At 44.7% G+C, this 21,630-nt stretch carries 17 protein-coding genes; 10 read left to right on the forward strand and 7 right to left on the reverse strand.

Annotated elements, in window-relative coordinates:
* Positions 1-115 precede the first annotated feature (115 nt).
* Positions 116-700, forward strand: coding sequence for a restriction endonuclease (locus BN2106_RS07910; protein WP_050698015.1), 585 nt, complete (start codon positions 116-118; stop codon positions 698-700).
* 171 nt (positions 701-871) lie between these two features.
* Here BN2106_RS07910 and BN2106_RS07915 read toward each other — a convergent pair whose 3' ends face one another.
* The 4 genes from BN2106_RS07915 to hsdR all read right to left on the reverse strand — a co-directional run bounded on the left by BN2106_RS07915 (position 872) and on the right by hsdR (position 6,911).
* On the reverse strand, positions 872-2,236 hold the full coding sequence (locus BN2106_RS07915) for a restriction endonuclease subunit S (protein ID WP_050698016.1): 1,365 nt from the start codon (positions 2,234-2,236) through the stop codon (positions 872-874).
* Positions 2,236-3,651 (reverse strand): type I restriction-modification system subunit M, encoded by a 1,416-nt coding sequence (locus BN2106_RS07920; protein ID WP_050698017.1) that lies wholly within the window; start codon positions 3,649-3,651, stop codon positions 2,236-2,238. The genes BN2106_RS07915 and BN2106_RS07920 overlap by 1 nt, the downstream gene beginning before the upstream one ends.
* The gene (locus BN2106_RS16940) at positions 3,648-4,400 is read right to left on the reverse strand and encodes a type I restriction-modification enzyme R subunit C-terminal domain-containing protein (protein WP_330379800.1); all 753 of its coding nucleotides are present in this window, start codon (positions 4,398-4,400) and stop codon (positions 3,648-3,650) included. The genes BN2106_RS07920 and BN2106_RS16940 overlap by 4 nt, the downstream gene beginning before the upstream one ends.
* Positions 4,401-4,466: 66 nt before the next feature.
* Complete coding sequence (gene hsdR / locus BN2106_RS07925) at positions 4,467-6,911, reverse strand: type I restriction-modification system endonuclease (RefSeq protein WP_330379801.1); 2,445 nt, start codon at positions 6,909-6,911, stop codon at positions 4,467-4,469.
* A 514-nt stretch (positions 6,912-7,425) separates the two neighbouring features.
* Between hsdR and BN2106_RS07930 the strand changes: the two genes are divergently transcribed.
* Positions 7,426-13,209, forward strand: a complete 5,784-nt coding sequence (locus tag BN2106_RS07930; RefSeq protein WP_050698018.1) for a DUF3320 domain-containing protein — start codon at positions 7,426-7,428, stop codon at positions 13,207-13,209.
* A gap of 685 nt (positions 13,210-13,894) precedes the next feature.
* On the opposite strand, the gene BN2106_RS07935 is transcribed toward BN2106_RS07930, so the two are convergent.
* Together BN2106_RS07935 and BN2106_RS15580 are read right to left on the reverse strand one after the other, a co-directional pair.
* A complete protein-coding gene (locus BN2106_RS07935) occupies positions 13,895-14,956 on the reverse strand; it encodes a tyrosine-type recombinase/integrase (RefSeq protein WP_242846278.1) in 1,062 nt (353 codons plus the stop codon).
* A gap of 752 nt (positions 14,957-15,708) precedes the next feature.
* The gene (locus tag BN2106_RS15580; RefSeq protein WP_082236416.1) at positions 15,709-16,089 is read right to left on the reverse strand and encodes a helix-turn-helix transcriptional regulator; all 381 of its coding nucleotides are present in this window, start codon (positions 16,087-16,089) and stop codon (positions 15,709-15,711) included.
* 134 nt (positions 16,090-16,223) lie between these two features.
* On the opposite strand from BN2106_RS15580, the gene BN2106_RS16125 reads away from it, so the two are divergent.
* A complete protein-coding gene (locus BN2106_RS16125) occupies positions 16,224-16,391 on the forward strand; it encodes a hypothetical protein (protein ID WP_154666452.1) in 168 nt (55 codons plus the stop codon).
* Between the two features lie 82 nt (positions 16,392-16,473).
* Here the strand turns inward: BN2106_RS16125 and BN2106_RS07940 are convergent, their stop codons facing one another.
* A complete protein-coding gene (locus BN2106_RS07940; RefSeq protein ID WP_050697701.1) occupies positions 16,474-16,986 on the reverse strand; it encodes a hypothetical protein in 513 nt (170 codons plus the stop codon).
* Positions 16,987-17,402: 416 nt separating this feature from the next.
* Between BN2106_RS07940 and BN2106_RS07945 the strand changes: the two genes are divergently transcribed.
* The 7 genes from BN2106_RS07945 (at position 17,403) to BN2106_RS07975 (ending at position 21,478) form a co-directional block, all read left to right on the forward strand.
* Positions 17,403-17,624 carry a hypothetical protein gene (locus BN2106_RS07945; RefSeq protein WP_050698020.1) on the forward strand — a complete coding sequence of 74 codons (222 nt, stop codon included), beginning with the start codon at positions 17,403-17,405 and terminating at the stop codon, positions 17,622-17,624.
* A gap of 82 nt (positions 17,625-17,706) precedes the next feature.
* Positions 17,707-17,928 (forward strand): hypothetical protein, encoded by a 222-nt coding sequence (locus tag BN2106_RS07950; protein ID WP_050698021.1) that lies wholly within the window; start codon positions 17,707-17,709, stop codon positions 17,926-17,928.
* 17 nt (positions 17,929-17,945) lie between these two features.
* Positions 17,946-19,040, forward strand: a complete 1,095-nt coding sequence (locus BN2106_RS07955; RefSeq protein WP_407921733.1) for a hypothetical protein — start codon at positions 17,946-17,948, stop codon at positions 19,038-19,040.
* Between the two features lie 7 nt (positions 19,041-19,047).
* Positions 19,048-19,311, forward strand: a complete 264-nt coding sequence (locus BN2106_RS07960) for a helix-turn-helix domain-containing protein (protein ID WP_050698022.1) — start codon at positions 19,048-19,050, stop codon at positions 19,309-19,311.
* Positions 19,312-19,313: 2 nt separating this feature from the next.
* Positions 19,314-19,607 carry a hypothetical protein gene (locus BN2106_RS07965; protein WP_050698023.1) on the forward strand — a complete coding sequence of 98 codons (294 nt, stop codon included), beginning with the start codon at positions 19,314-19,316 and terminating at the stop codon, positions 19,605-19,607.
* Positions 19,608-19,618: 11 nt separating this feature from the next.
* Entirely contained in the window at positions 19,619-20,104 is a 486-nt protein-coding gene (locus tag BN2106_RS16605; RefSeq protein ID WP_207641707.1) for a hypothetical protein, read from the forward strand.
* A gap of 570 nt (positions 20,105-20,674) precedes the next feature.
* The gene (locus tag BN2106_RS07975) at positions 20,675-21,478 is read left to right on the forward strand and encodes a rolling circle replication-associated protein (RefSeq protein WP_050698025.1); all 804 of its coding nucleotides are present in this window, start codon (positions 20,675-20,677) and stop codon (positions 21,476-21,478) included.
* The last annotated feature ends 152 nt before the right edge of the window (positions 21,479-21,630 follow it).

A 21,630-nucleotide genomic window follows, 5' to 3' on the forward strand; every position in this document is an offset into this window, starting at 1 on the left:
TCGACCTCTTTATTGCCAAAATTGCAGGTTAGGGGCTCTTTTATATTTAATGACTATTACACAAAATCTTGATATAATAGGACACACCAAGATAAGTTTGGAAGGGAGTAGTGGTATGTCTAATACTGGAAAATTGTTTGAAGACCTTGTGTACAATATAGTTGTAAGCCAAGTCAATAAGGGGCAATTTTTACTATCTGACCCTAATGTACGTGTTTGCAGGAATGCAAAATACTACTCGAAAGATAGAGAGGCAAATATTGAGTGCGAAATATCCGTAGAAAAATATCTAATAGATCCAAGTACTAACACTGATGTGCGACCGTCTATTATTGTAATTATAGAATGCAAAGACTATTCAGGACCTATTCCAGTCAGTGATGTAGAAGAGTTTCATGCTAAGTTGCAGCAGATCGGTGCGGACAACACGAAAGGTATTATAATTATAAGATCGGGATACTATCAAAAGAGTGCTTTAAAGTATGCGCTATCAAAAGGGATTACCTTAGCAAGGATAATGCCTGAAAATCAAGTGAGCTATATTTTGTATAGAAGGGCAAACAGCTTTTCGAACGTTTTAGGTGCAAGCATGTTCCGAGCGCTCACTGAGCCGGGTTTTTGTTCAGATGATGGCGAGGAATTTTTTTCATTATCCGGAGAAAAGTGCTTATGTAGCCTTATTGATAATTTAATAAAATAAACAATTCTCCTGATCAGCTGTAACAGCCTATCAGGAGAATTGTTTATTTTACGTTATATTGAGTTTTAGTTGCCTTCCGCCCATAATTTCAAGGGTAGCTTCCGTATCCATAATCCACTGGTCTTTTTCTTTGCGCGACACGATCACCGGAATGGGGGCCAGTTTTCCATTTTATAGGATGCTTTTTAAAAGTTCCACCGCACTTTCTTCGGTGGGATCGTTTGTACCAAGCTCCCCGCGAAAAGCACGGGAGAGGATAGATTTTTTAATGAGGTCAATGTTGTCAAGCATAGAACAGAGTTCCTTTGCCTTTTGCTCTTTGGCAAAGAAGTCGTCAAGGATACGGACGATTTCGGTTTGCTCAACTAAAGGAGGTAGATATAGGGGATATGTTTCCATGAAATCTTTTGGTACACGTTGTTGCCCCACTGCGCCGCTCATAACTGCTTGTGCTTTATCCCTAAAAGTACGGTTACGTACAATGTAATATAAATATCGGTTATATAACTCTTTTTCGCACCTTAATACAAAAAATTCAGTTGATCCATAGCCAATGTCGTTTATTAATTTACCAATTATGGCCGACTTTCCGTTCTCCATACAAGGAGTAATTTTCGCAAATACAACGTCACCTTCTGAAAAATTTGTAAATCCAGTACGAACGTCTTTCAGCTTTCGCTTTTGCGGTGCCACTATTGCTCCGTGGATTTCGGACAATGAAGCCATTGGAAAAAAAGAGACATCAAGACTGTCAGGCAGATCTTTTGTATTGGCTTTTTTGGGGTTGACAGTACAAACTTGGCGCAATTCAAATTTTTTCCATGTTTCTATATCCACATCGTTTTCCCTGCGCCATTTGGTAGTCAGCTCGCCAGTAAAGGCTTTATGGAGAATGGCGGCCTTACGGGTTTCAAAACTGTCTAGTGCTGCCTGTGCCTTTTCCTTGACCTCGTCCAGCTTGGAAAATAGTCTTTCGATACGGCCAACGATACGTTGTTGCTCGGCAAGGGGAGGTAGTGGTATAGGATAATTTTGAACGTACTTTGGCTGTGCTCTCATCAAAGATCCACCAACACCAGATACATTTGAAAGCATAAATTCTCTAAAATACTTTGATTGGTAACACCACATTAAATAGTCTGGACTAATCTGGGGCGCACGAATTATAATCCATTCTGATGATGCCAAAAGAATATTTTCTGTATGCTTGGACACTTTCCATACGCGGTTAATTCGAGGATTGATTTTGCACAACAAAATATCGTTCTTCTCTACCAGTTGTTTCGTTGAGCCAATTTCGCTTCCATATACAATTTCAGGGGAATTTTCTGCACTGCTTGGAACACTGTATAATTCAAATGTTGAATCTGGTGACTGTATTGGATTAATTGAAGTACCTCGATATTTATTTATTGCTACAACTCTCGTCCAACACCAATTCCCCGGCACAGGATATGGTTGCTCTGCCTCTGGCACCAACGCCTGTTCCAGCCGTTCCTCCAATGTGAGGTCATCTGCTTTTTTTGCTTTTGCCATTACTCTACCTCCAATGCTCGCAGCTCTTTCACCACGCTCATCAGAAGGTCAACGGCTTCTTCCAGCTGTGCAATGGCTTCTTCCGCACTGTCAGCAGGGTCGGGGAGGTCGTTATAGTCCAAAACGCTGTCGTCCCGAATCAAACCGAGATCAAGGCTGTTGCTCTTGGCGGCAATCTCCTCGCGCGTGAAACAGTTCCAGCGTTCATCCTGTACCGTGTGACGGTCATCCGAGCGGTAAGCCGCCTCAAAGCTCGTAAAATGTTCCGTTTTTAGTGGATTTGTCTTGCCGAAGGAAGGCATATTGGTGCGCAAATCATAGAACCAGACCTCTTTTGTATTGCCCTTATCCGCCGCTCCGCGCGTGAAAAACAGCACATTGGTTTTTACGCCCTGCGCATAAAAAATTCCGGTGGGCAGACGCAACACCGTATGCAGATTGCATTTTTCCATCAAGTCCTCACGGATCTTCTCTCCATCACCGTCGGCAAACAAGACGTTATCTGGTAGCACCACAGCGGCGCGCGATTTCCCATTTGGTTTCAAGCTTCGATAAATGTGTTGCAAGAAATTAAGCTGCTTATTGCTGGTGGGGTAGGTAAAGTCGTCACGGGTAGCTCGCTCACCGCCCTTCTTAGTACCGAAAGGCGGATTGGTCAGCACCACATCAAATCCGCTCATTTGCTTACCGAAGTTGGAGAGGGTATCACCCAGCAAAATTTGTCCGTCAATATCATGGAGCATGGCGTTCATCAAAGCGAGACGGTGGGTTTCGTGCACCAGCTCACATCCGGTGAAGGCCGCTTCTCGCTGAAATTTGGCGGTATCGGCATCCAAATCGAAAAGCTGATCAGTGTGTTCTTTAATATAGCGGTCGGCGGCGATCATAAAGCCAAACGTGCCGCAGGCAGGGTCGTTGCATTTTTCTCCGGCCTGTGGGTCAACAAGGCGGGTCATTACATCGATCAGTACGCGAGGCGTAAAATACTGTCCGGCGCCAGACTTCTTTTCATTGGCATTCTTTTCAAGCAATCCTTCATAGAGATTGCCCAACCCCTCTTCCCGGGCGGAATACCAGTCCAGAGAATCGATGGTGGCAATGATTTTTTCAAGGTTTTTCGGTTCTTCGATGTTGGAGGAAGCCCCTTGGTAAATCTCCCGGACACGTCCGGTGCATTGCTCACCCAGGTGGTTAAGCAGTTCTTTGTAAAAATGTTTCAACTCCGTACCGCTTAAAGCAGTCAGTTTATTCCAGCGATAATCCTCTGGAATGTGCTCTTCGGTACCTGTTTCTTTTGCCATTTTTAAAAAAAGAATATACGTGAGTTCGGTGACATATTGGTGGTAGGTAATCCCATCATCCCGCAGTACGTTACATAAGTTCCATAGTTTTGATACGATTTCTTGGGTTGTCATGCAGTTTTTCCTCCGTCGTCGTATAGATATTCATTGAGTTCTATTACAATGCTCTCTAATTTATTATGAAACACTTTGTTTATCTTTGAAAAACCGCCCTGCGATTTGAAACGTCCGTCCTCGTCAAACACAGATATATTTAGAACAGATTCCTCCATTAGGTACTTTTCCATGCGACCAATCCAGCCCATCTCCATTTTGGAAAAAGAGTGCGATTTTTTTAACCTGTCTACTGCGCGGCGAATGCGGGCTTCGTGGCTTAGAAGTGTGGAACCGATGGCATACCGGCGAATCAAACTGATAATGTCCGCAGCAATTTCTTCGTTGGTAAGCTCAGAGAGCGCGGTATTCAGCTGCTGGGCAGTAAAGCCCTCCCGGTCTAATGAGAGCCGCAAAGTTTTAAGCGTGTCCCGTGTCAGCTCCTTAGGGCGGGTGCAGACGATGCTTAAAGCGGCAATCTCGTTCATGTTGTTTTTTACGTAGTCGGCAAACGCATCCAGATAATCTTCTGGCTTGTTGCCTTTCCCATATCCGCGCTCATGGCTGATGAGGCGGTCTTCTTTGTCGGAAATCACTACGGGGCGGCGGCCATTGGTGTGTATCTCATCCAATAGGGCAAAGAGCATGTCACCGTTTAAGAGGTGGGTTTTGGCATCTTCGGGGCTGCGTTCCAGCACGTCACCAATAAACTGTGTTGGGTCAAGCCCTCCGGACAAATCTATAAAGTGCTCCATTGCCTTTGCGTCCATATCGCGCTTTTTGCGCTGTATCTTGGCAAGTATCTGGTTGATTTGATATTGGACCTGCTGTGGTTCCTACATCGTTTCCAGACCGTTCAGAAGTTGCTCAAAGGTAGCAGAGGGATTTACGACAACGGGTTTCATAGTATTCAGTTTGTCCAAGTCCTCATACACGCCCACCGCATCGTAAATCTCGAAATGGGTCTTATGTATATCCGGACAGAGACGGGTGGCACGCCCCAGCATCTGCTCGTACAGGATACGGGATTTTACCTTGCGCATAAACACAAGGCTTGTGATTTCCGGCACGTCGATACCGGTCGTCAATAAATCCACCGTCACAGCGATGCTGGGAAATCGTTCATTTTTAAAACGTTTGATTGCTTCCAGTACCTTTTTCTTGTTGCCGCCGCCCACACTGCCGGTGATTTTCATAATGGCGTCGTTATCGACGCCGCGTTCAGTGTATAACTCTTTTAAGATCTTTACAATCAAATCCGCATGCTGGTCGTCCACGGCATAAATCAAGGTTTTACCTTGTTCCGGCGATTCAGGGTCGATATCTTGGGAAATTTCTTCCAGTATTGCTCGGTTAAACGGCTCGGTGATAACCTGTCGGTTAAATGTTTCTACATCAAACTGTAATTCGTCCTCAAGCGCATCGCTGTTGGTTATTTCACCTGTTACCGGATCGTAGATGGCCAATGTTTCGCCTTTGGTGTAGTGAATGCCATTTTTACTGAGGTCTGTTCCCAAAAGATGAGGCGCATCGTGATCCACCAAATAGCCTTCGATGACTGCTTCCCGGTAAGAATAGGTGAATACCGGACGGCCAAAAATCTCCGTTGTGTGCTTGGCAGGAGTTGCGGTAAGGGCGATCTTGACGGCATCAAAATAGTCAATTACCGTACGGTATTTACTGACATAATCCCGCTGGTCACGATACAAAAGTTCATCTTCACCCATTTCTTTATCCAATATGTAGCCACGGTGCGCTTCGTCAATGATAATTAGGTCATAATCCGTTACGGCGGGCATGCTTTCTTCATCGTTATACAGGAGGCGCTTGACCATTCCCTGTACGGTACTTATTTGAACGCGGGTTTCCGGATCTATGGATTTTTCATCCAGACCTTTAATGTTATATATGTCGTCCAGCGTCATCAATTCTTCCAGCTTAACTTCTTTGAAAACATCCTGCGCTTGTTCACCCAAGGCAGTTCGGTCGACCAAGAAAAGGATTCGACGGAAACGCCCCGTTTTTAGGAAACGATAGATCATTCCTAAAATGGTTCTGGTTTTGCCGGTACCGGTTGCCATGGCGAGCAAAGCCGTGTTTTGTCCATCTATAATTGCCTGTTCAACGGCACGGATTGCCTTTAGCTGGTATTCACGCAAATTCAGTCCGTCTTTATCACGCAATAAATCGTAGGGCGCTGCTTGGAGCGTTTGATTTGCGCTTGCAATGTCTTTTTTTAATAGTTCCATCATGCCGGAAGGGCTGATCCAGCCTTGCAACGCTCTGGGGGAATTTGACGGCTGACGCAGATCAAGAAACCATATACCGGACTTTGTTTCCAACTGCTTCAAATAGGGTCTGCCGTTGGTAGCAAATGTAAAGGGAACTTTGTAAGCTCCCCATGTGCCAATTAGATAATTTGTATCCTCTTCCCGGATGCAGCGGGGGTAATCCTTGCCTTGATAATCAATGACCGATGGAATGTCCTTGTGTTCGGCTTTGGCTTCAATGATACCCACCAGTTTCGTGTCAATGAATAAGGCGTAATCGGCAAATCCCTTCGCTCCCAGTTTTGATTTTGTTGGCCACTCGGCAATGGCAAGGTTCCGCCCCTTCGTCGGGCGGGTCCCCTTGGAATAACGAAGATGGATTGTATCTGCCTCCCAGCCAACTTTCCGCAATTGTTCATCTATTAAATATCTTGTTTCGGCCTCTGATTTTTGCCGCTGGCTGGCAGCCTTGCTGGCGCGTGCCTTACGATCAGTTTGAGAAACCGACGGGGCAGAAGCCGCTTGCGCTTCGGCTTGTTTTAGCAGCAATTTTTCTTGCTCGTCTATGGTTTTGGTGTCCGGGAGATTTGTTTCCGGCGCTTGCCGCGGCAACGTAAAAGGCTGATTTTGATAATTCCAATCGCCGTAAGTTTGCATAAACCATTCGCAAAGGCTGTGCGCCATTTGCAACAGGGTCTTTCCGTCTTCGATAGACGCATAGTTTTCATGTACCGCACGGTTGCGTGCTTTTCGCAAAGCGTGAAGAACATCTATGATATCTCGTGTAAGTAAGCCTTCGTTACTTAAACGGTTAATGCGGGCAATGGCTGTATTTTCTGTAGGTAATGATATTTTATCGTAGGTGAACATAAGGTTTGCAATTGTTTCGCCTACCATTCCCAGCTTCATCAGGCAGGAATTAGGATCTGAATAAAGATAGGCTTCTGCTGTTTTCCCCAGCTGAGATAAAACTGGAAACTCCTGATCCATAAAGCTGAAATTACTTCCCATCTTTTAATCCTCCTCTAAAAGATTGAATAATCCATTTACTAGCTTTTAAGTATTGCATGAAATAACCCATATTTTCCCCAACGGGCGGCCCCTGAAATTTTTATGTACTCACGTGAAATCTGAACTTAGCACATAGTAAGTTGCCATGGCTCTGTCAGTCCCTTTGCAGTAACATAATCCTAGAGATATCACCATATTCCACCATTTTCTTCATTATAATTCATTAATGCGAGCAATACAAGCAGAGTATGGAAAAGCTGTCAAAGACAAAACCTCGGTGGCCATTTGTAGCCTCAAGAGATTAATCAAATAGGGTGTTTTCTGCTACCATAAATGTACCGAAAAACAATCCGATATCAAGCGATAAATGCGATTTAAAAAAATGATAAAATAATTGCTTATGATAAAAATATTTGGTATAGTTAATACAAAGATTATTTAAAGATTTACGTTTTAATGAGTAAGCATTTATTAAGTTATCTGGCAGGGAAATCAACAGAATGAGGTGGCAATTGTGGGGCAAGGGAAAGAGAATATTTATCTGCGCATAGAAATGATGACGGTGGTCAATTATGCACTGCAGCAAAATTCTGTGCCGGTAATCCAGGAAATTAAAATTGAAAACGCTACAAAACAAGACATTACTGATGTTACAATTCAGGTACAAAGCAGTCCAGCTATTGTATGTCCTTTTGCTTTAAATATAGCTGCGCTTTCAGCAGGAGAATCTTATTCTATTAGGGAGCCTTCGCTTGTATTAGACGGCGCGTATTTAGCGGGATTAACAGAGCGTATCAACGTAATATTGCAAATTTTTGTAAAAAAAGAGTCAAATACTTTAGCTTCCTTTGAAAGGTCTCTGACAGTTCTGGCTTTTGACGAGTGGCCGGGAATAACGGTTCTCCCGGAACTCCTGACTGCATTTATCTTACCAAACCATTCGGAAGTAGTACAAATAAATGCGAAAGCGGCAAAATTTTTGGAACAGTGGAGTGGAGATCCTTCCTTAGATGCATATCAGTCTCGCGACCCCAACCGAGCCCGGTTGCAGGCAGCCGCCATATACGGTGCTTTGCAGGCGCAAAATATTGTATATTCGGTTCCGCCAGCCAGTTTTGAAGCAATTGGCCAACGTATACGATTATGCGATGCTGTTATGCAGCAAAAGATGGGGACCTGTATGGACTTAACGTTACTCTATGCCGCCTGTTTGGAGGCCGCTGGATTGCATCCGTTGCTTCTATTGCAGCCGGGCCATATTTTTGCAGGCGTATGGTTGGAGGACTTAACGTTTCCGGAGGCAATACAGGATGATCCTTCTCTAATAACAAAGCGTTTGGCGGACGGTGTCAACGAAATTGCTGTTGTGGAATGTACCGCGTTTACAGCTGGCAAAGGGTTAAGCTTTGAACAGGCATCTTCTGCTGCGGAACAGAAACTGACGGGAGGGTCGTTGGACTGCCTGATTGATGTTTTTCGTGCAAGATTAAGTGGAATTCACCCTCTACCTTTGCGCGTTTTGGATGGAAATCAATGGACGATTGCTCGTGATGAAGTAGATATTGAAAAGATTACAAAGGCTCCTGCGTCAAAGATCGAAACCGTTCGCGTTTTGGAAGGCCATCCAGAGAATGCTGGAAAAATGGCGCAGTGGGAACGAAAATTGCTTGACTTAGGAATGCGGAATACATTGCTAAATCTCCGTCTTACGCGAACGGTTATTCCAATTCTGTCTCCGTCTCTCCGCGATTTAGTGGAGGCACTGGTGGATCGAGGCGAATTTGGTATTGCGTCGCGTCCGGATGAATGGTCTGTCCGTGAGGAAGATCAAAAGGATCCGGAAAAGCTCGTGTGTACAAGCAATATACATCATTTAATTAAGTGTGAATTTCATAATATGCGATTGCGTACGTCTCTCAGCGAAGGGGAATTGGCCCGGTCTGTCATCCATTTATACCGTTCCGCTAGAACCGCTTTGGAGGAAAACGGGGCAAATACGCTGTATTTAGCCATAGGTTTGCTGCGATGGTATGAAACGAAAACAAGTCAAACAGCGAGATATGCGCCGGTCGTGTTGTTGCCAGTGGAGATTGTCCGGAAATCTGCCTTGAAAGGCTATGTAATCCGCTCCCGAAGTGATGAGGAACCACAGATAAACGTTACACTTTTGGAGAAGCTCAAACAAGATTTTGAAATTACCATTAGCGGGTTGGACCCATTGCCGCAGGATGAAAACGGCTTAGATATTCGGCTTATTTTGGTCAGGATGCGTAGGGCAATTATGGATCAACGCGGATGGGATGTTCTGGAAACAGCAGTTCTTGGAGTTTTCTCTTTTTCCCAGTTTGTAATGTGGAATGATATACGTAATCGTGCGGAAGATTTGCAAAAAAATAGACTTGTGCGCAGTTTAATGGATGGAAAACTGGCGTGGATGCCACCGGCAATGCAATTGGGAGCATGCGTTCCGGAAGAAGGTGTTTTGTTGCCTATTCCAGCGGATGCATCCCAGCTTTATGCTATCGAAGCGGCGGCCCGTGGAGAGAGTTTTGTATTGCATGGCCCGCCAGGCACAGGCAAATCCCAGACAATTACGGCCATGATAGCCAATGCGGTTGCACAGGGTAAGACGGTTCTTTTTGTTGCAGAAAAAATGGCGGCTCTATCGGTTGTACAGCGCCGGTTAGAAGAAATAGGCATTGGACCGTTTTGCTTGGAATTACATTCTAATAAGTCTCAAAAGCATGCTGTATTGGAGCAACTGCGTATGGCAACAGAAATCGCCAATCGAAATGAATCCGCGAACTATAAAGAACAAGCGGAGCAAGCAGCGCAAATGCGTAAGGAGTTGGATGCGTACGCGCGTTCTCTACATCAAAAGAGAGCGTCGGGCCTATCTCTTTTTGAGATGATCAGTGGCTATGAAAAATGCCGGCTTGCGCCGGATACCGTTCATTTCTCCGATGAATTTGCCTTTTCAGCTAATTGCTCTGTGTTGGCTAAGTATAAACTGTTGATTGGTCAGCTTATCGCTGCTGGCAAGGCGATTGGACATCCATATGGAAACCCGTTGCGTTTGATTCCTTTATCCGTTTATACGCAGCAGTTGCACTTCGGTTTGCCTAACGCGCTGATTTCTTACCGATCTGCTTTAGAGCAGCTTGAAGAGGCAGGGACGCAGTTTTCAGAAGCTTTGGATCGGAAGGTACCGGATAGTTTGGAAGAGTGGAAACAACTTTATCAGATAGCCGAAGCGTTAATGAAATGGATTTTCATTCCAAGAGCTTGGGCAAAGGATGAAACCTTTTCTTATTCCATGCAGAAGATGAGAGAAATGTCACGGCATTACCAAAAGGCACGCGAACTTTCCGATGATTTAAACGGTTCGTGGAACAAAGAGTTTTTAAAACAAGATGGCGAAGCTTTACTTACACAATGGCGGCAAATTTCTAGTCAATGGTTTTTAACAAAGGCGTTAGGTCAAAACAAAATAGAGAGTCAACTTTCGCCGTTTGCCCGCAGAATTGTAAATAAAACGTTGTTGGAACGGGACCTAGAACGATTGGTCAATTATCAAAAGGAGCAGTCTGCTGCCAATGAGTTGTTTACGTTCTATAAAGAGTATTTGGAGCCAGTTTTTAAGGGCGAAGATACGGACTGGAAACAACTCGAAACACAAATTGAACAGGCATTGCACGATGCGTCTGAGTTAGCTGAATTGACTGGTGGAGAGGAAATGCGTCTCCGTTTTGCTGCCCGAAAAGAACTTCAGGGCACAATCGGGCAAATGATAGAATCTTATTCTGTTATGCAAGACGCCAAATCCTCGCTGTACTCCCTGCTGGAGGTATATGACGGAGAATGGGGGCCAGCTGATTGGTTACATGGGCAATTGCAATTTTGTAATCAGATGGAAAAACATATTGAGATGCTGCGTGATTGGATTTTATGGAATCGCACCTGCCAGGAAATAGAAAAAGAGGGACTTGGACCGTTGGTGAGAGCTTATGAAAATGGGCTGGAACATGAAAATGTTGAAAGTGCTTGTTTTCGAGGCATTTATAAAGCGTTAATTGAGCATACCATTGACGAGGATCCTGCACTGTTGCGGTTTTCCGGCGCGATGTTCAATGAAAAGATTCAGCAATTTAAACAAATGGATCAAAAATTGCAGAAATTGGCGAAGGTTGAAATATACAACCAATTGACAGCCAAGATGCCTCATTTTGAGCTGGAGGCAGTGCAAAGTTCGGAAGTGGGTATACTGCAAAGAGCCATTCGCAGTGGTGGCCGAGGAATCAGTATCCGACGGTTGTTTGAACAAATTCCTGAACTTTTGACTAGATTGTGTCCCTGCATGCTTATGAGTCCTATTTCAGCGGCGCAATACTTGAATCCGAAATGTAAGCCTTTTGATATTGTGGTGTTTGACGAAGCTTCTCAAATGCCAACTTGCAAAGCAGTAGGAGCGATCGCCAGGGGGAAGAGTGCGGTGATTGTGGGTGATCCCAAACAGATGCCACCGACCAGTTTTTTCTCCGGCAATACAGTAGATGAAGATAATTTACAGCAAGAAGATTTGGAAAGCATTCTGGATGATTGCCTGGCGATCCAATTGCCGCAGGCGTATTTGCTCTGGCACTATCGAAGCCATCATGAAAGCCTGATCTCTTTTAGTAATAGTCAATTTTATGAGAACAAACTTTATACGTTTCCATCGGCGGATGATTTGGCATCCAAAGTTTCGTTAGTGCATGTAGAAGGCTTTTTTGATCGGGGAAAAACAAGACAAAATAAAGCAGAAGCGAAAGCGGTCATCCATGAGTTACAAAGGCGTTGCCACAATCCAGTTTTTGCAAACCAGAGTGTGGGCGTTGTAACGTTTAATATAACACAACAGAGTCTGATCGAAGATCTTTTGACAGATGCTTGTAAAGAAGATGCGGATTTAGAAGATTGGGCATACAACCGGCCTGAGCCACTGTTTATAAAAAATCTGGAGAATGTACAGGGTGATGAGCGGGACGTTGTATTGTTTTCTGTGGGATATGGTCCTGATGAGCAAGGCCGTATTACTATGAATTTTGGACCGCTCAATCGGGACGGCGGTTGGTGCAGGTTAAACGTAGCTGTTTCCCGAGCGCGGGAAGAAATGATAGTGTTTTCTACTATCACTGCGGAGCAGATCAATTTATCCAGGTGCGGCGGGGCAGGTGTAGCTGCCTTAAAAGCATTTTTAAGGTATGCCAACGGTGAGCGAATCGCGGAACAAAAAGAGACAGGACAGGAGCATACGATTCGTAATGGGATTGCGGACATGCTTTGTTGTAAGCTGACCGATGAGGGATATGAAACCCGGACAATGATTGGCCGTTCCGACTTTCGGATAGATGTAGGTGTTGTGGATCCAAGTCAGCCGAAACAATATTTGCTGGGTATTTTGTTAGACGGCCCTATGTACGGCGCAGCTAAAACAACGCGTGACCGTGAAATTGCTCGAGCGGATGTATTAAAAAAGCTGGGGTGGGAGCTTCATCGCATTTGGTCAATAGATTGGTGGATCAACAGTCAAAAAGAATTTGATCGTTTACTGGAACATATAAAGCAAACCGTTGAGAGTCGTAAAAAGCTCCAAGCGGATCCAGAGTACAACCTGTCCGTTAAATCAAGTAAGCGCTTGGTGGCAGATAGCTGCGCGCAGTATGCACCATGTGTCCAGGAATCATGTATTTTACTTTATGAAGCCGCCTCGTTGGCGAAAGAGACGCTCTCTTCCGACGCTTTTTTATTGCCGCAGTATGATAATCGAATTAAAGAGGCGTTTGAACAAGTCCTGAGTGTAGAGGCTCCTATTAGAGAAAGTTTACTAATCCGGCGCGTTCTGCAAAGTTTTGGATTTGGAAGGACTGGCGCCCGGCTGCAGGAACGGGCAGAGATTTTGTTGAAGCAGATGGGTCTTTCCTATACAATGCAGCGAGGCGAAAAATTTTACTGGCGCAATGACCAGAACCCCGATACATATTCAGAATTCCGTCAATCTGGTATAGGAAATCACAAGCGAGACGCGCAGGATCTACCTGTAGAAGAAGTGTCGAATGCGGTTTGCAGGGTTTTGCAGGATAAGGTTGGTCTGCAAAAAGAGGACCTTATTCGTGAAACTGCAAGGCTGCTAGGCTATGCGAGATCGGGTAATGTTGTCGTTGAAGTTGTGACCTACGGAATAAAACATGCCTTAAAGACAAGTAAAATACTTGTAGACGACACAGCCCATTTGTATAACTTAAAACAAAATAGATAATTATCTTGCAGTTCGTTCTCACTTTATTCTTTATCTTTTACTGAAGATATTGCATAGGGCCTACATTGAATCATCATTCTAAGGAAGTAAGCCGGTCAACTGGCACAAGGATTCAAATCCCTTTACCCTCCGACAAAAGCCGCATGGTTAAGCCGTTTTCGGACAACCATGCGACTTTTTTATTGCTTTCAGGCAGGTTCAACAAAAACAGCGCGAAGCTATCCGGAAATGGATAGTTGCGCCACGATTGACAGATTCCAGTTTCGGGTGCAAAATATTTTATAATGTAAAGAAAATCTAATCGAACTCATCTAAAATATCGAGGAGTTCAGAACCATGCAGTGATGGGGAGAAGATCGTCGGGAAGCTTCTGAGCGAGTGTAATGGCAAAAATAAAAGCGCAGCTATTCATTGCGGACGGCTGTATTAAAATTTTAGCCATTCCCACTCTATTCCCACTTTATGTTCAAAGTATTGCATAAAGCCACAAAATAAATCACCCCTGCTAAGGGAGTAGGTCGGGCAACTGGCGCAAGGGTTCAAATCCCTTCTTCTCCGCCAAAAGCCGCATGGTTAAGCCGTTTTTCGGACAACCATGCGGCTTTTTTGTTATGCAAAAGTACGCGGTTTGTGGCACTGCCGCGTGCAAAAAATGAAGCTATTACACACCTATTACACACAGGATTTAAAGCTGATCCACAGCTTTTAAGAGTTCTTCCAAAGGAGTATGAATGTAGTTCTCGTAGGTGGTTTCAAAATCAGCGTGCCCGCCCGCTTCTGCAATCACCGCTGGGGCAATGGTGCTCTTGCTTGCGAGGCGCGTGAAATAGGTATGCCGGCAAGTGTAGGGAACAAGGTGCCGGACGCCTACACGCTCTACAGTCTCCCAATAGGCAGCATAGAAATTGTCTTCATTCATTTCAAGTAGCTTGCGGCGTCGGGAATGCATGAGTTCCCGGATGATGGGGACGATCTTTGTGGCGATCGGGATTCTTCGGTTTGTGCCTGCTTCGGTTTTGTTTCCTCCGATCATATACCGTTCATCCAGATAAATGTTTTTTAAAAGGATGTCGAAGAGTTCTCCCGGGCGCATACCGGTATATAGAAGAATCAGTATGTATCCGGTAAAAGGGTGCAGCCTCTGGCCGATGTCGTTGAGCTCATTAAAGTCTTTCCAAAAACGCTGCACTTCCAGATCGTCAAACGCTTCTCGCTGTTTCTTTTTTAACTCAGGAAGTTCCAGATTCTCTGTTTTATTATAGGTGCAGATTTCTTTTTTCATCGCCAGTTTGTACAGGTGCGAAAGCATGTCTCGCATATCCCTGGCGGGGTAATAGGTATTCGTCATTCTATTGATAACGGTTTGCATATCATCCACACCGGTTTCGGAAATTGGCTTCCGATGCAGGGCGGCCAGTCGCTTCCAGGCATACCCAAGCTTGTCCTTCTGCGATTTGCTGAGCTTTTGGTATTTGCGCGATTCCAGAAACTCGTTGTGCAATTGTTCAAAGGTGATACCTGCTTTGTCGCTTGTGCCCGCCAAAGTAGGGAGGTAGTCCACCGCATCCTTTTTCCTTTCAAAGGTTTTGGTGGCCTTCTTCCGATGAAGATTTCCGTCGTCTCCTATGTAGTAGTAAAGCGTGACTTCGGCAACGTACTTCTTACCGCGCTGATATACGGTTCCGGTACCGTTCCCCCTGGACTTAGGTTTGCGCTCCCTGGCAGCGAGACCCCGCAGTAAAGGCAATATGCAGAACTGTCGGGAATCTCCTTTCCGCATTTTTTGTTTTTACAAATCACGTTGTACCTCCTTGGAAAAGGGCGCAAAAAAGCAGCCCCTTGATTCAAAGGGCTGTGCATGGTACAATATGACTGCGAAATCTTATCGTACCGGCAGCCCGATCGGGTTTGTTGGTCAGCCGCTTCATCCTGTTGGCGCAGGGTGGGGCGGCTTTTTTATTTTGCTGGGTGAAACTTTTTGACATTTTCCAAATATTAGGTAATAATTCGCTAAATTGGTAAATATTACATGTCCGTAAAATTGCATCTCAATCGTTGTAGGGGTAGAAGGGGATTTGTTTAATCCACAATGCCCTGAAACTTCAACGAAGGGGATGAACAATATATGCGGTCAGAATTACCAAAAATTAACATGTCGCCTTTTACCTCGCCCAATCGTTACATTTATAGAGGGATATTTAAATTTAACCTACAGGTTCCCACGGAGCCTGTCTTGTGCGGACTGGGGGCTATTACAATGCGGATAATTTGCATTTCCACAATAGGTCGTAGTTAGTTTATTCAATCCATAAGCTTGCATGGAACCTGACTTTAAAAATACGGGGAATGAGAGGGCTGCACAATGAATGAATTAGAGTTTAAGCAACATATTACCGAAATGGTGAATCACATACATAAAATTAGCAGCTTGGAAAGAATATTGAATCTTATTCTATATTTGATAACAAAAGAATAAACTGGGGCCGGAGAAATCCGGCCTTATTTTTTTTGTCTTAAAGATTCTGCAACGTCGCAAATTACTTTATAAATGACCTGCCATTCATCGTCTCCCAGCTTTGCCAAAGCTTTAAAAAGCGCCTTTGCTGTTTCGTTGCTGCCGGCCATGATGCGGTCAAACATCGCAGTTGTATCCGCTTCATCGGAAAGAAATGTGTCTCCGATGCCTTTTGTGAGCCATAAAAAAGAGACGTTAAATTCTCGGCTAATAGATTTTAAAGATTGTTCAGAGAAATTTCGTCTTCCATTTTCCCATGCACAGACTGATGATCTTGTAACACCTATTCTATCTCCGAATTCTTCTTGGCTTAGGTTTAGCCTTTGTCTTACTTCAATTACACGATCTTTTATAGATTGCTCCAATGGTTACACCACCTTTTACTAACATCATATACTATGTTGTAAGCTATGTCAACATTTAAGTAAAAAAAGTTGTTCACAATGTAATCTTAGTATACTATAATGTAAGCGTAGTAAACAGAAGGGGGTGACATAGAATGGCGAGCATTGAACTCATGACTAAGGTCGCAGTGAAATTTGCTGGAATGCCGAAAGAGGGGCAAGATACAGCGGAAATCTTATTGTGCGGAATGAAACTTATGTACGATGCCTTGAAGGATAAGCTTCCTCCGGATCCCAGCCCGCCCGAAAAGAAACCTGCATAGAAAAAGCTGCCCGAAGGCGTCAAGGAGATGGTGAAAATATACGAGTTTGAAATTGCCAGATTAGTTTTGGCTGTCACAGCTATTATTCTTTCTGTTGCAACAATTGCTTTACGTCGGAGAATATAGGAACTTCTATTTCCTTCTGAAGGTTTCCTCTATTGGTATATATGAAAATAATTATCTTTTGATATGGAAGTAAAAAGGATTCAGATGTTGTACTCAATTTAAAAAGATTACCACTTGCTTCTAACCCTTGGAGCGAAAGAGGAAAGGAAGTCGATCGAATGATTCTTTGATTCAGAAGTTCGGTACCTTTATGATTATTAATTTCCATTATAATTTTGGAATCGTATTCAACATTGTGTGTAACCGACCCATCTGATATAGCTAACTTTGTAATAGAAATTGGTAACTGTGACTTATTGGATATTGTAAAACGTAACGCATATGCTGAGTTTTTATCATTGAGATTTAAGGGGTAAATTTTGTCAAGGAATATATCTACCTTTTTTCTGTTCGAAATTACACTGTATACAAAATTATAAACTGACAAAGCAAATGCTGCGATTGTTAAAATATTTAAAAATAAGTTCATGTTTTTTATCTCCTCTCATCAAAATTTTACCACTCAAAAGAGGTCGATGCAATGATGAAATCTTGCAAAGTAAAAAAGCCGCCCGAAGGCGGCGAGGGGGTGAACATAGTTGGACTCGTCATATTTAAGCCAGCTCAAAGATGAGCTCGCAGACGCATACAAAAGGTATTCAAACTCCAATAAGGTTGGACGTGGAGAGGTGGCACATCAAATTCGGCAGATAAAGCGAGATATTCGGTGTAATTCTATGAAATCGGGAGATACGTAATTTTTATGTAAACTCAAAGTTGCACAAAGTTTTGAGAAGTGATTTTTAGCCGAAAAGTTTATTCTTGGGAAATAAAAATTGTCCCATATCAAATTTGAGAAAGTAAAGCAAACGCGAGACAATTGAAAAGTAAATGAGGTGAATAAAATTGACTAAAGAAGAAATTATGGCGTCTGAAAAAGACCCATTGACCCCGGCAGATATAGCCCCAATTCTTGGTTGCGATCCGCAGCTTATTCGTGTGGCTGCCAAAGATAAGGAAAACCGGCACCTGTTGTCCTTTCCAGTGGACATCATAGGGAACCGCGTGAAAATTCCACGCATTCCGTTTATTCGATCGCGTGGATGGAAGTCAGGTGAAGAATACTGATCAAATCAATTGAAAAAATTGTCTTCTATGTGGTCAGACAACGGGAGACGAGCAGAAATCACGCAATGAAGGAGAACAAGCCGTGAACAAAGACAGTCCATACATAAAGCACAGCCGTCTGGGCGTGATCTTGTTTGTTACCGGCCTGATCGGGGCCTTCCTCACAGCCATGGCGTCGGACAGCGGAATGCTGACCGTCTACCAAGTGTTGATTATGACAACGGCAGAGAGTTTGGCTATGGGGATTGGCGGGTTGCTGCGTGATAAAGATTCACAGAATGGAGGTCGAGAAAAACAAAAATGAAAAGCTGTATGGAGAGAATGAAGGAGAATCACACAGACGAGAAAATCGCTTCGTTTCGGGTAAAACAGAAACTACCGTATGAAGCAAAAATAAACTATGCATACACACGCGCATGGGAGTTCTACAACGAGTGTGGCAAGCGAGGACTGAACTGTCATGTATCCGTAGGTGGTCTGGACAGCATTACTTTGCTGTTGTTTTTGCGGTCCATTGGGATAGATGTTCCAGCGGTTTCGGTATCGACCCTGGAGGACAAGAGCATTCAGGCCATACATAAAACATTGGGAATCATTTCACTGAAACCTTTAAAGAGCAAAACACAAGTTCTGCAGGAATGTGGGTTCCCGGTACTGTCTAAAGAAACGGCGTCGAAGATCGAGCTGCTACAGAATCCATCTCCAAAGAATGCCACAGTCCGGCATGCAATCATCACAGGAGAAACCGGAGCATACGGAGGAAACCGGACAGGCACCCGGATGAAGATGGCTCAGAAATGGCTGGAACTGTTTGCAGGAGGTGAAAATGAACGGGAGGATGTGCAATATCAATGTGCGCCGTTTAAAGTATCCGCCAAGTGTTGCTATTACCTCAAAGAGAAGCCATGTGATGACTGGGCGAAAGAACACAACAGTGTACCGTATCTGGGTCTCATGGCGTCCGAAGGAGGTCGCCGCCAAAAGTCGCTCATGATGAATGGATGCAACTACTTTGGAAAGACAGCGATACGGTCAGCGCCATTTGCGATATTTGACCGCCAAGATCTGTTGCAGCTTGCCCTTGACCTGGATGTACCTGTTCCAGAGGTATACGGCACCATAGAATGCCAAGCAGATGGCACGCTTTACACAACAAGAGCACAGAGGACAGGCTGCTCCATGTGCGGGTTTGGAATCCAGCTCGAAAAGAGACCGCATCGATTTGACCGGCTCTACGAAGACAACCCGAAAGAATGGAATTTTTGGATGCACCGATGTGTGAAAGATCCAGTTACAAATGAAGTATATGGGTGGGGTAGGGTGCTGGACTACATAGGGGTACATTGGACACAGGGATCATTACAAACAGATCTGGACTTGCAAGCAGGGAAAACTGCCAGCAGAAAGAAAGGATGACGAAGACTTGAGATTGCGAGAATATCCATTGGGGAACCGCAATATTGTAGGTGCCCGTGTTACGGAAGCACGCCGCCGTGTGAACATGCCTCAAAGAGTCTTACTTGCAAAAATGCAGGTCAAAGGCATAGAACTGAACACATCCGGTTTATCCAAATTGGAAGGGCAGCACCGGTATGTTATGGATTTTGAACTTGCGGCGCTGGCTGATGTTTTGGATGTAAAAGTGGATTGGCTCCTTGGAAGAGACGACTACATAAAGGGGAAGTAGAAATGCAGAAGGACAAAAAAGAAGCCGCCCTGGGCGTTACGAGCACCCAAAGCGGCAAAGCGAAATGCGACAACATTTCTAATCAAAGTGTAGAGCAGAATAGCGTGAATGTCAAGACGCTGGAAATGGTAAAGGAATTGGTTTGGTTAAAGGAAAACGTGGAAAAGCGGTATACCGCCGGCAAGGTGGATTCCTGTTATGTGTATACCCATGACGATGATAACGGTGCACAGGCAGGTGTTTCCTTTACGTGTGCGGGAGAGCTGTACACGTTGACATTGCATCATGAGGTTTAAATGGTAGAGATATGACACGTGCAGAGTTGATATCCATCTTAAATACGACACTGGATGCTACCTTGAGAGACTGTAAAGAGGACAACCCCATTGTATTCTGGACGTTCTTCATGAATCACTTTGACGGAACAGTTCGCCGCAAAATCGGTGATGATCTGGAACGCAAGGGAAAGAACCGATACACAGGAGAACCAGCAAAAGCCAAACAGACAGAATCTGCGGTAATAAGCAAATGTGACCAGTGCTGGTGTGACACATGCAAGAACTTTGATGACTGTGTGATTGATATGGAGGACTGTGATGCAGAGGTGGAGCCATGTCCCTGTGATGCATGTGTAGACAGAGACTGCCCACCTTATTCACCCATTACAGCGGAACCGCCATGCGGCAAATACCGCGCACACGAAGCAGGAAGGATGGAACATGCCCAAGAAAAAGAACAGAAACAGAATATTTATCAGCCAAAAAGAAGCCTGCGAAAACTGCCAGTGCCATGACTGCGCAAAGCGGGAAATCTGCCGGCTGCGCCGTCCACCGCCTCCGCCACCAGAACGGGAAATGCTGCCATATCCCTGTCAGGGCTGCGGGAGGGATGGGGTTTACCAGCCCTTTGTCCCGAGGACTACGGCGGCGATCTGCCAGATGTGCATAACGTCGTAGGGGGGACCGGTGAAATGAAACCGCCCTATGATAATACAATTTGCCCACTATGCGGAAAGGACGTGCAACAAACGCGTGTCTGGACACATTGTCCATTGTATGAAGCTATGATTTGTCAGGATCACTGCTATGCCGGCTGTTCTTCCAGAAATGAATGGTCCCCGCACTGCAGGTACGATGCCGCATTGGGACAGGTAAACGGCAATTGAATATGAATAAAAATCACCCATCGACATGAGGCCCGGCAGCCGTCGATGGGTGAAGCATTACCCGGATAGTATCCGGAGCAAATACATTGTACACCATCTGCTCCATGTGTATTATCCCAATAGGCAAAAGTCCGGGCCTTTTCTGCCTTGGTTGAGGTATTAACATTACGGGCATAACTGGGAGAGGGAGGAAGAGCGGTGTACCTGAAGAAGACCTGTAAAGCTGGAATCACTATAGAAGTACACAAGAGCTATTCCGCCCGGTACGGCCGAAACATCCCAAGGGGAAAAAGAGAAAGCCGCACACCGGAGGCGATGAAAAAATACAACGAGAAGATGGCGTGGAGAAAGCTCACCCGGCAGATCAACGCGAACTTTGTTCCCGGGGATCTATTCCTGACCTGCACCTACCGGAAGGAGGTGCGTCCGGATCCACAGCGGGCGAAGCAAAATATAGAGAATTTCCTGGACCGTGTACGTAGGCGTTTCAAAAAGGCAGGGGTGGAGTTTAAATACATTCTGGTGACAGCCTATGGAAAGCAGGGCGGGATCCATCATCACGTGATCATTCCTGCATTTGATTATCAGGTTGTTACAGCATGTTGGCCGCACGGAGCTATGCGGTTTGAGGCCCTGTATCCAGATGGCGAATACTCCGCCCTTGCCTGGTATCTTATCAAACAATCCCGCCTGTCCCCAGATGGAAGGGAATCCATTCCCGGGAATCGATGGTCCGGAAGCCGGAATCTTATCAAGCCGGTGGAGAAGGTGCAGGAGGTAGACGCCAGGGAGTGGCGCGAGGAACCGAAACCTGTTAAAGGCTATTACATAGATCCGAATTCTGTAGAGAATGGGATTTCGCCGGTCACGGGGATTCCATATCAGTTCTACAGGATGATTCAAATACAGTCATTACAAAAGGAAAGAGAAAGTTTAACAAATACAAAGCGATCCAAGGGAGAGAAACTAAAAGATAAACGAAGTAAAGGACATTCTAAATAGAATTAAAAGTAAAATCAACCGGTCGTAAGTGTTTAAAGTACAGCGGCTTAAAGAGCAAAAGTCACGTGCGTTGAGCTTTTTCTAACGAGCATATAGATAAAGTGCGAATCGCAAGCTCACATAGATTTCTTAAGAGATTCGCACCTCGCATA

It is taken from the genome of Anaeromassilibacillus senegalensis, from assembly GCF_001261775.1.
Classification (GTDB): domain Bacteria; phylum Bacillota; class Clostridia; order Oscillospirales; family Acutalibacteraceae; genus Anaeromassilibacillus; species Anaeromassilibacillus senegalensis.

Bases quoted from the DNA above. Each gene is read 5' to 3' on its own strand.
- BN2106_RS16940 (WP_330379800.1), bottom strand. From the start codon at position 4,400: ATGGACGCAAAGGCAATGGAGCACTTTATAGATTTGTCCGGAGGGCTT.
- BN2106_RS07965 (WP_050698023.1), top strand. From the start codon at position 19,314: ATGCAGAAGGACAAAAAAGAAGCCGCCCTGGGCGTTACGAGCACCCAA.
- hsdR (WP_330379801.1), bottom strand. From the start codon at position 6,911: ATGGGAAGTAATTTCAGCTTTATGGATCAGGAGTTTCCAGTTTTATCT.
- BN2106_RS07915 (WP_050698016.1), bottom strand. From the start codon at position 2,236: ATGGCAAAAGCAAAAAAAGCAGATGACCTCACATTGGAGGAACGGCTG.
- BN2106_RS07910 (WP_050698015.1), top strand. From the start codon at position 116: ATGTCTAATACTGGAAAATTGTTTGAAGACCTTGTGTACAATATAGTT.
- BN2106_RS07920 (WP_050698017.1), bottom strand. From the start codon at position 3,651: ATGACAACCCAAGAAATCGTATCAAAACTATGGAACTTATGTAACGTA.
- BN2106_RS16605 (WP_207641707.1), top strand. From the start codon at position 19,619: ATGACACGTGCAGAGTTGATATCCATCTTAAATACGACACTGGATGCT.
- BN2106_RS07940 (WP_050697701.1), bottom strand. From the start codon at position 16,986: ATGAACTTATTTTTAAATATTTTAACAATCGCAGCATTTGCTTTGTCA.
- BN2106_RS07955 (WP_407921733.1), top strand. From the start codon at position 17,946: ATGAAGGAGAATCACACAGACGAGAAAATCGCTTCGTTTCGGGTAAAA.
- BN2106_RS16125 (WP_154666452.1), top strand. From the start codon at position 16,224: ATGGCGAGCATTGAACTCATGACTAAGGTCGCAGTGAAATTTGCTGGA.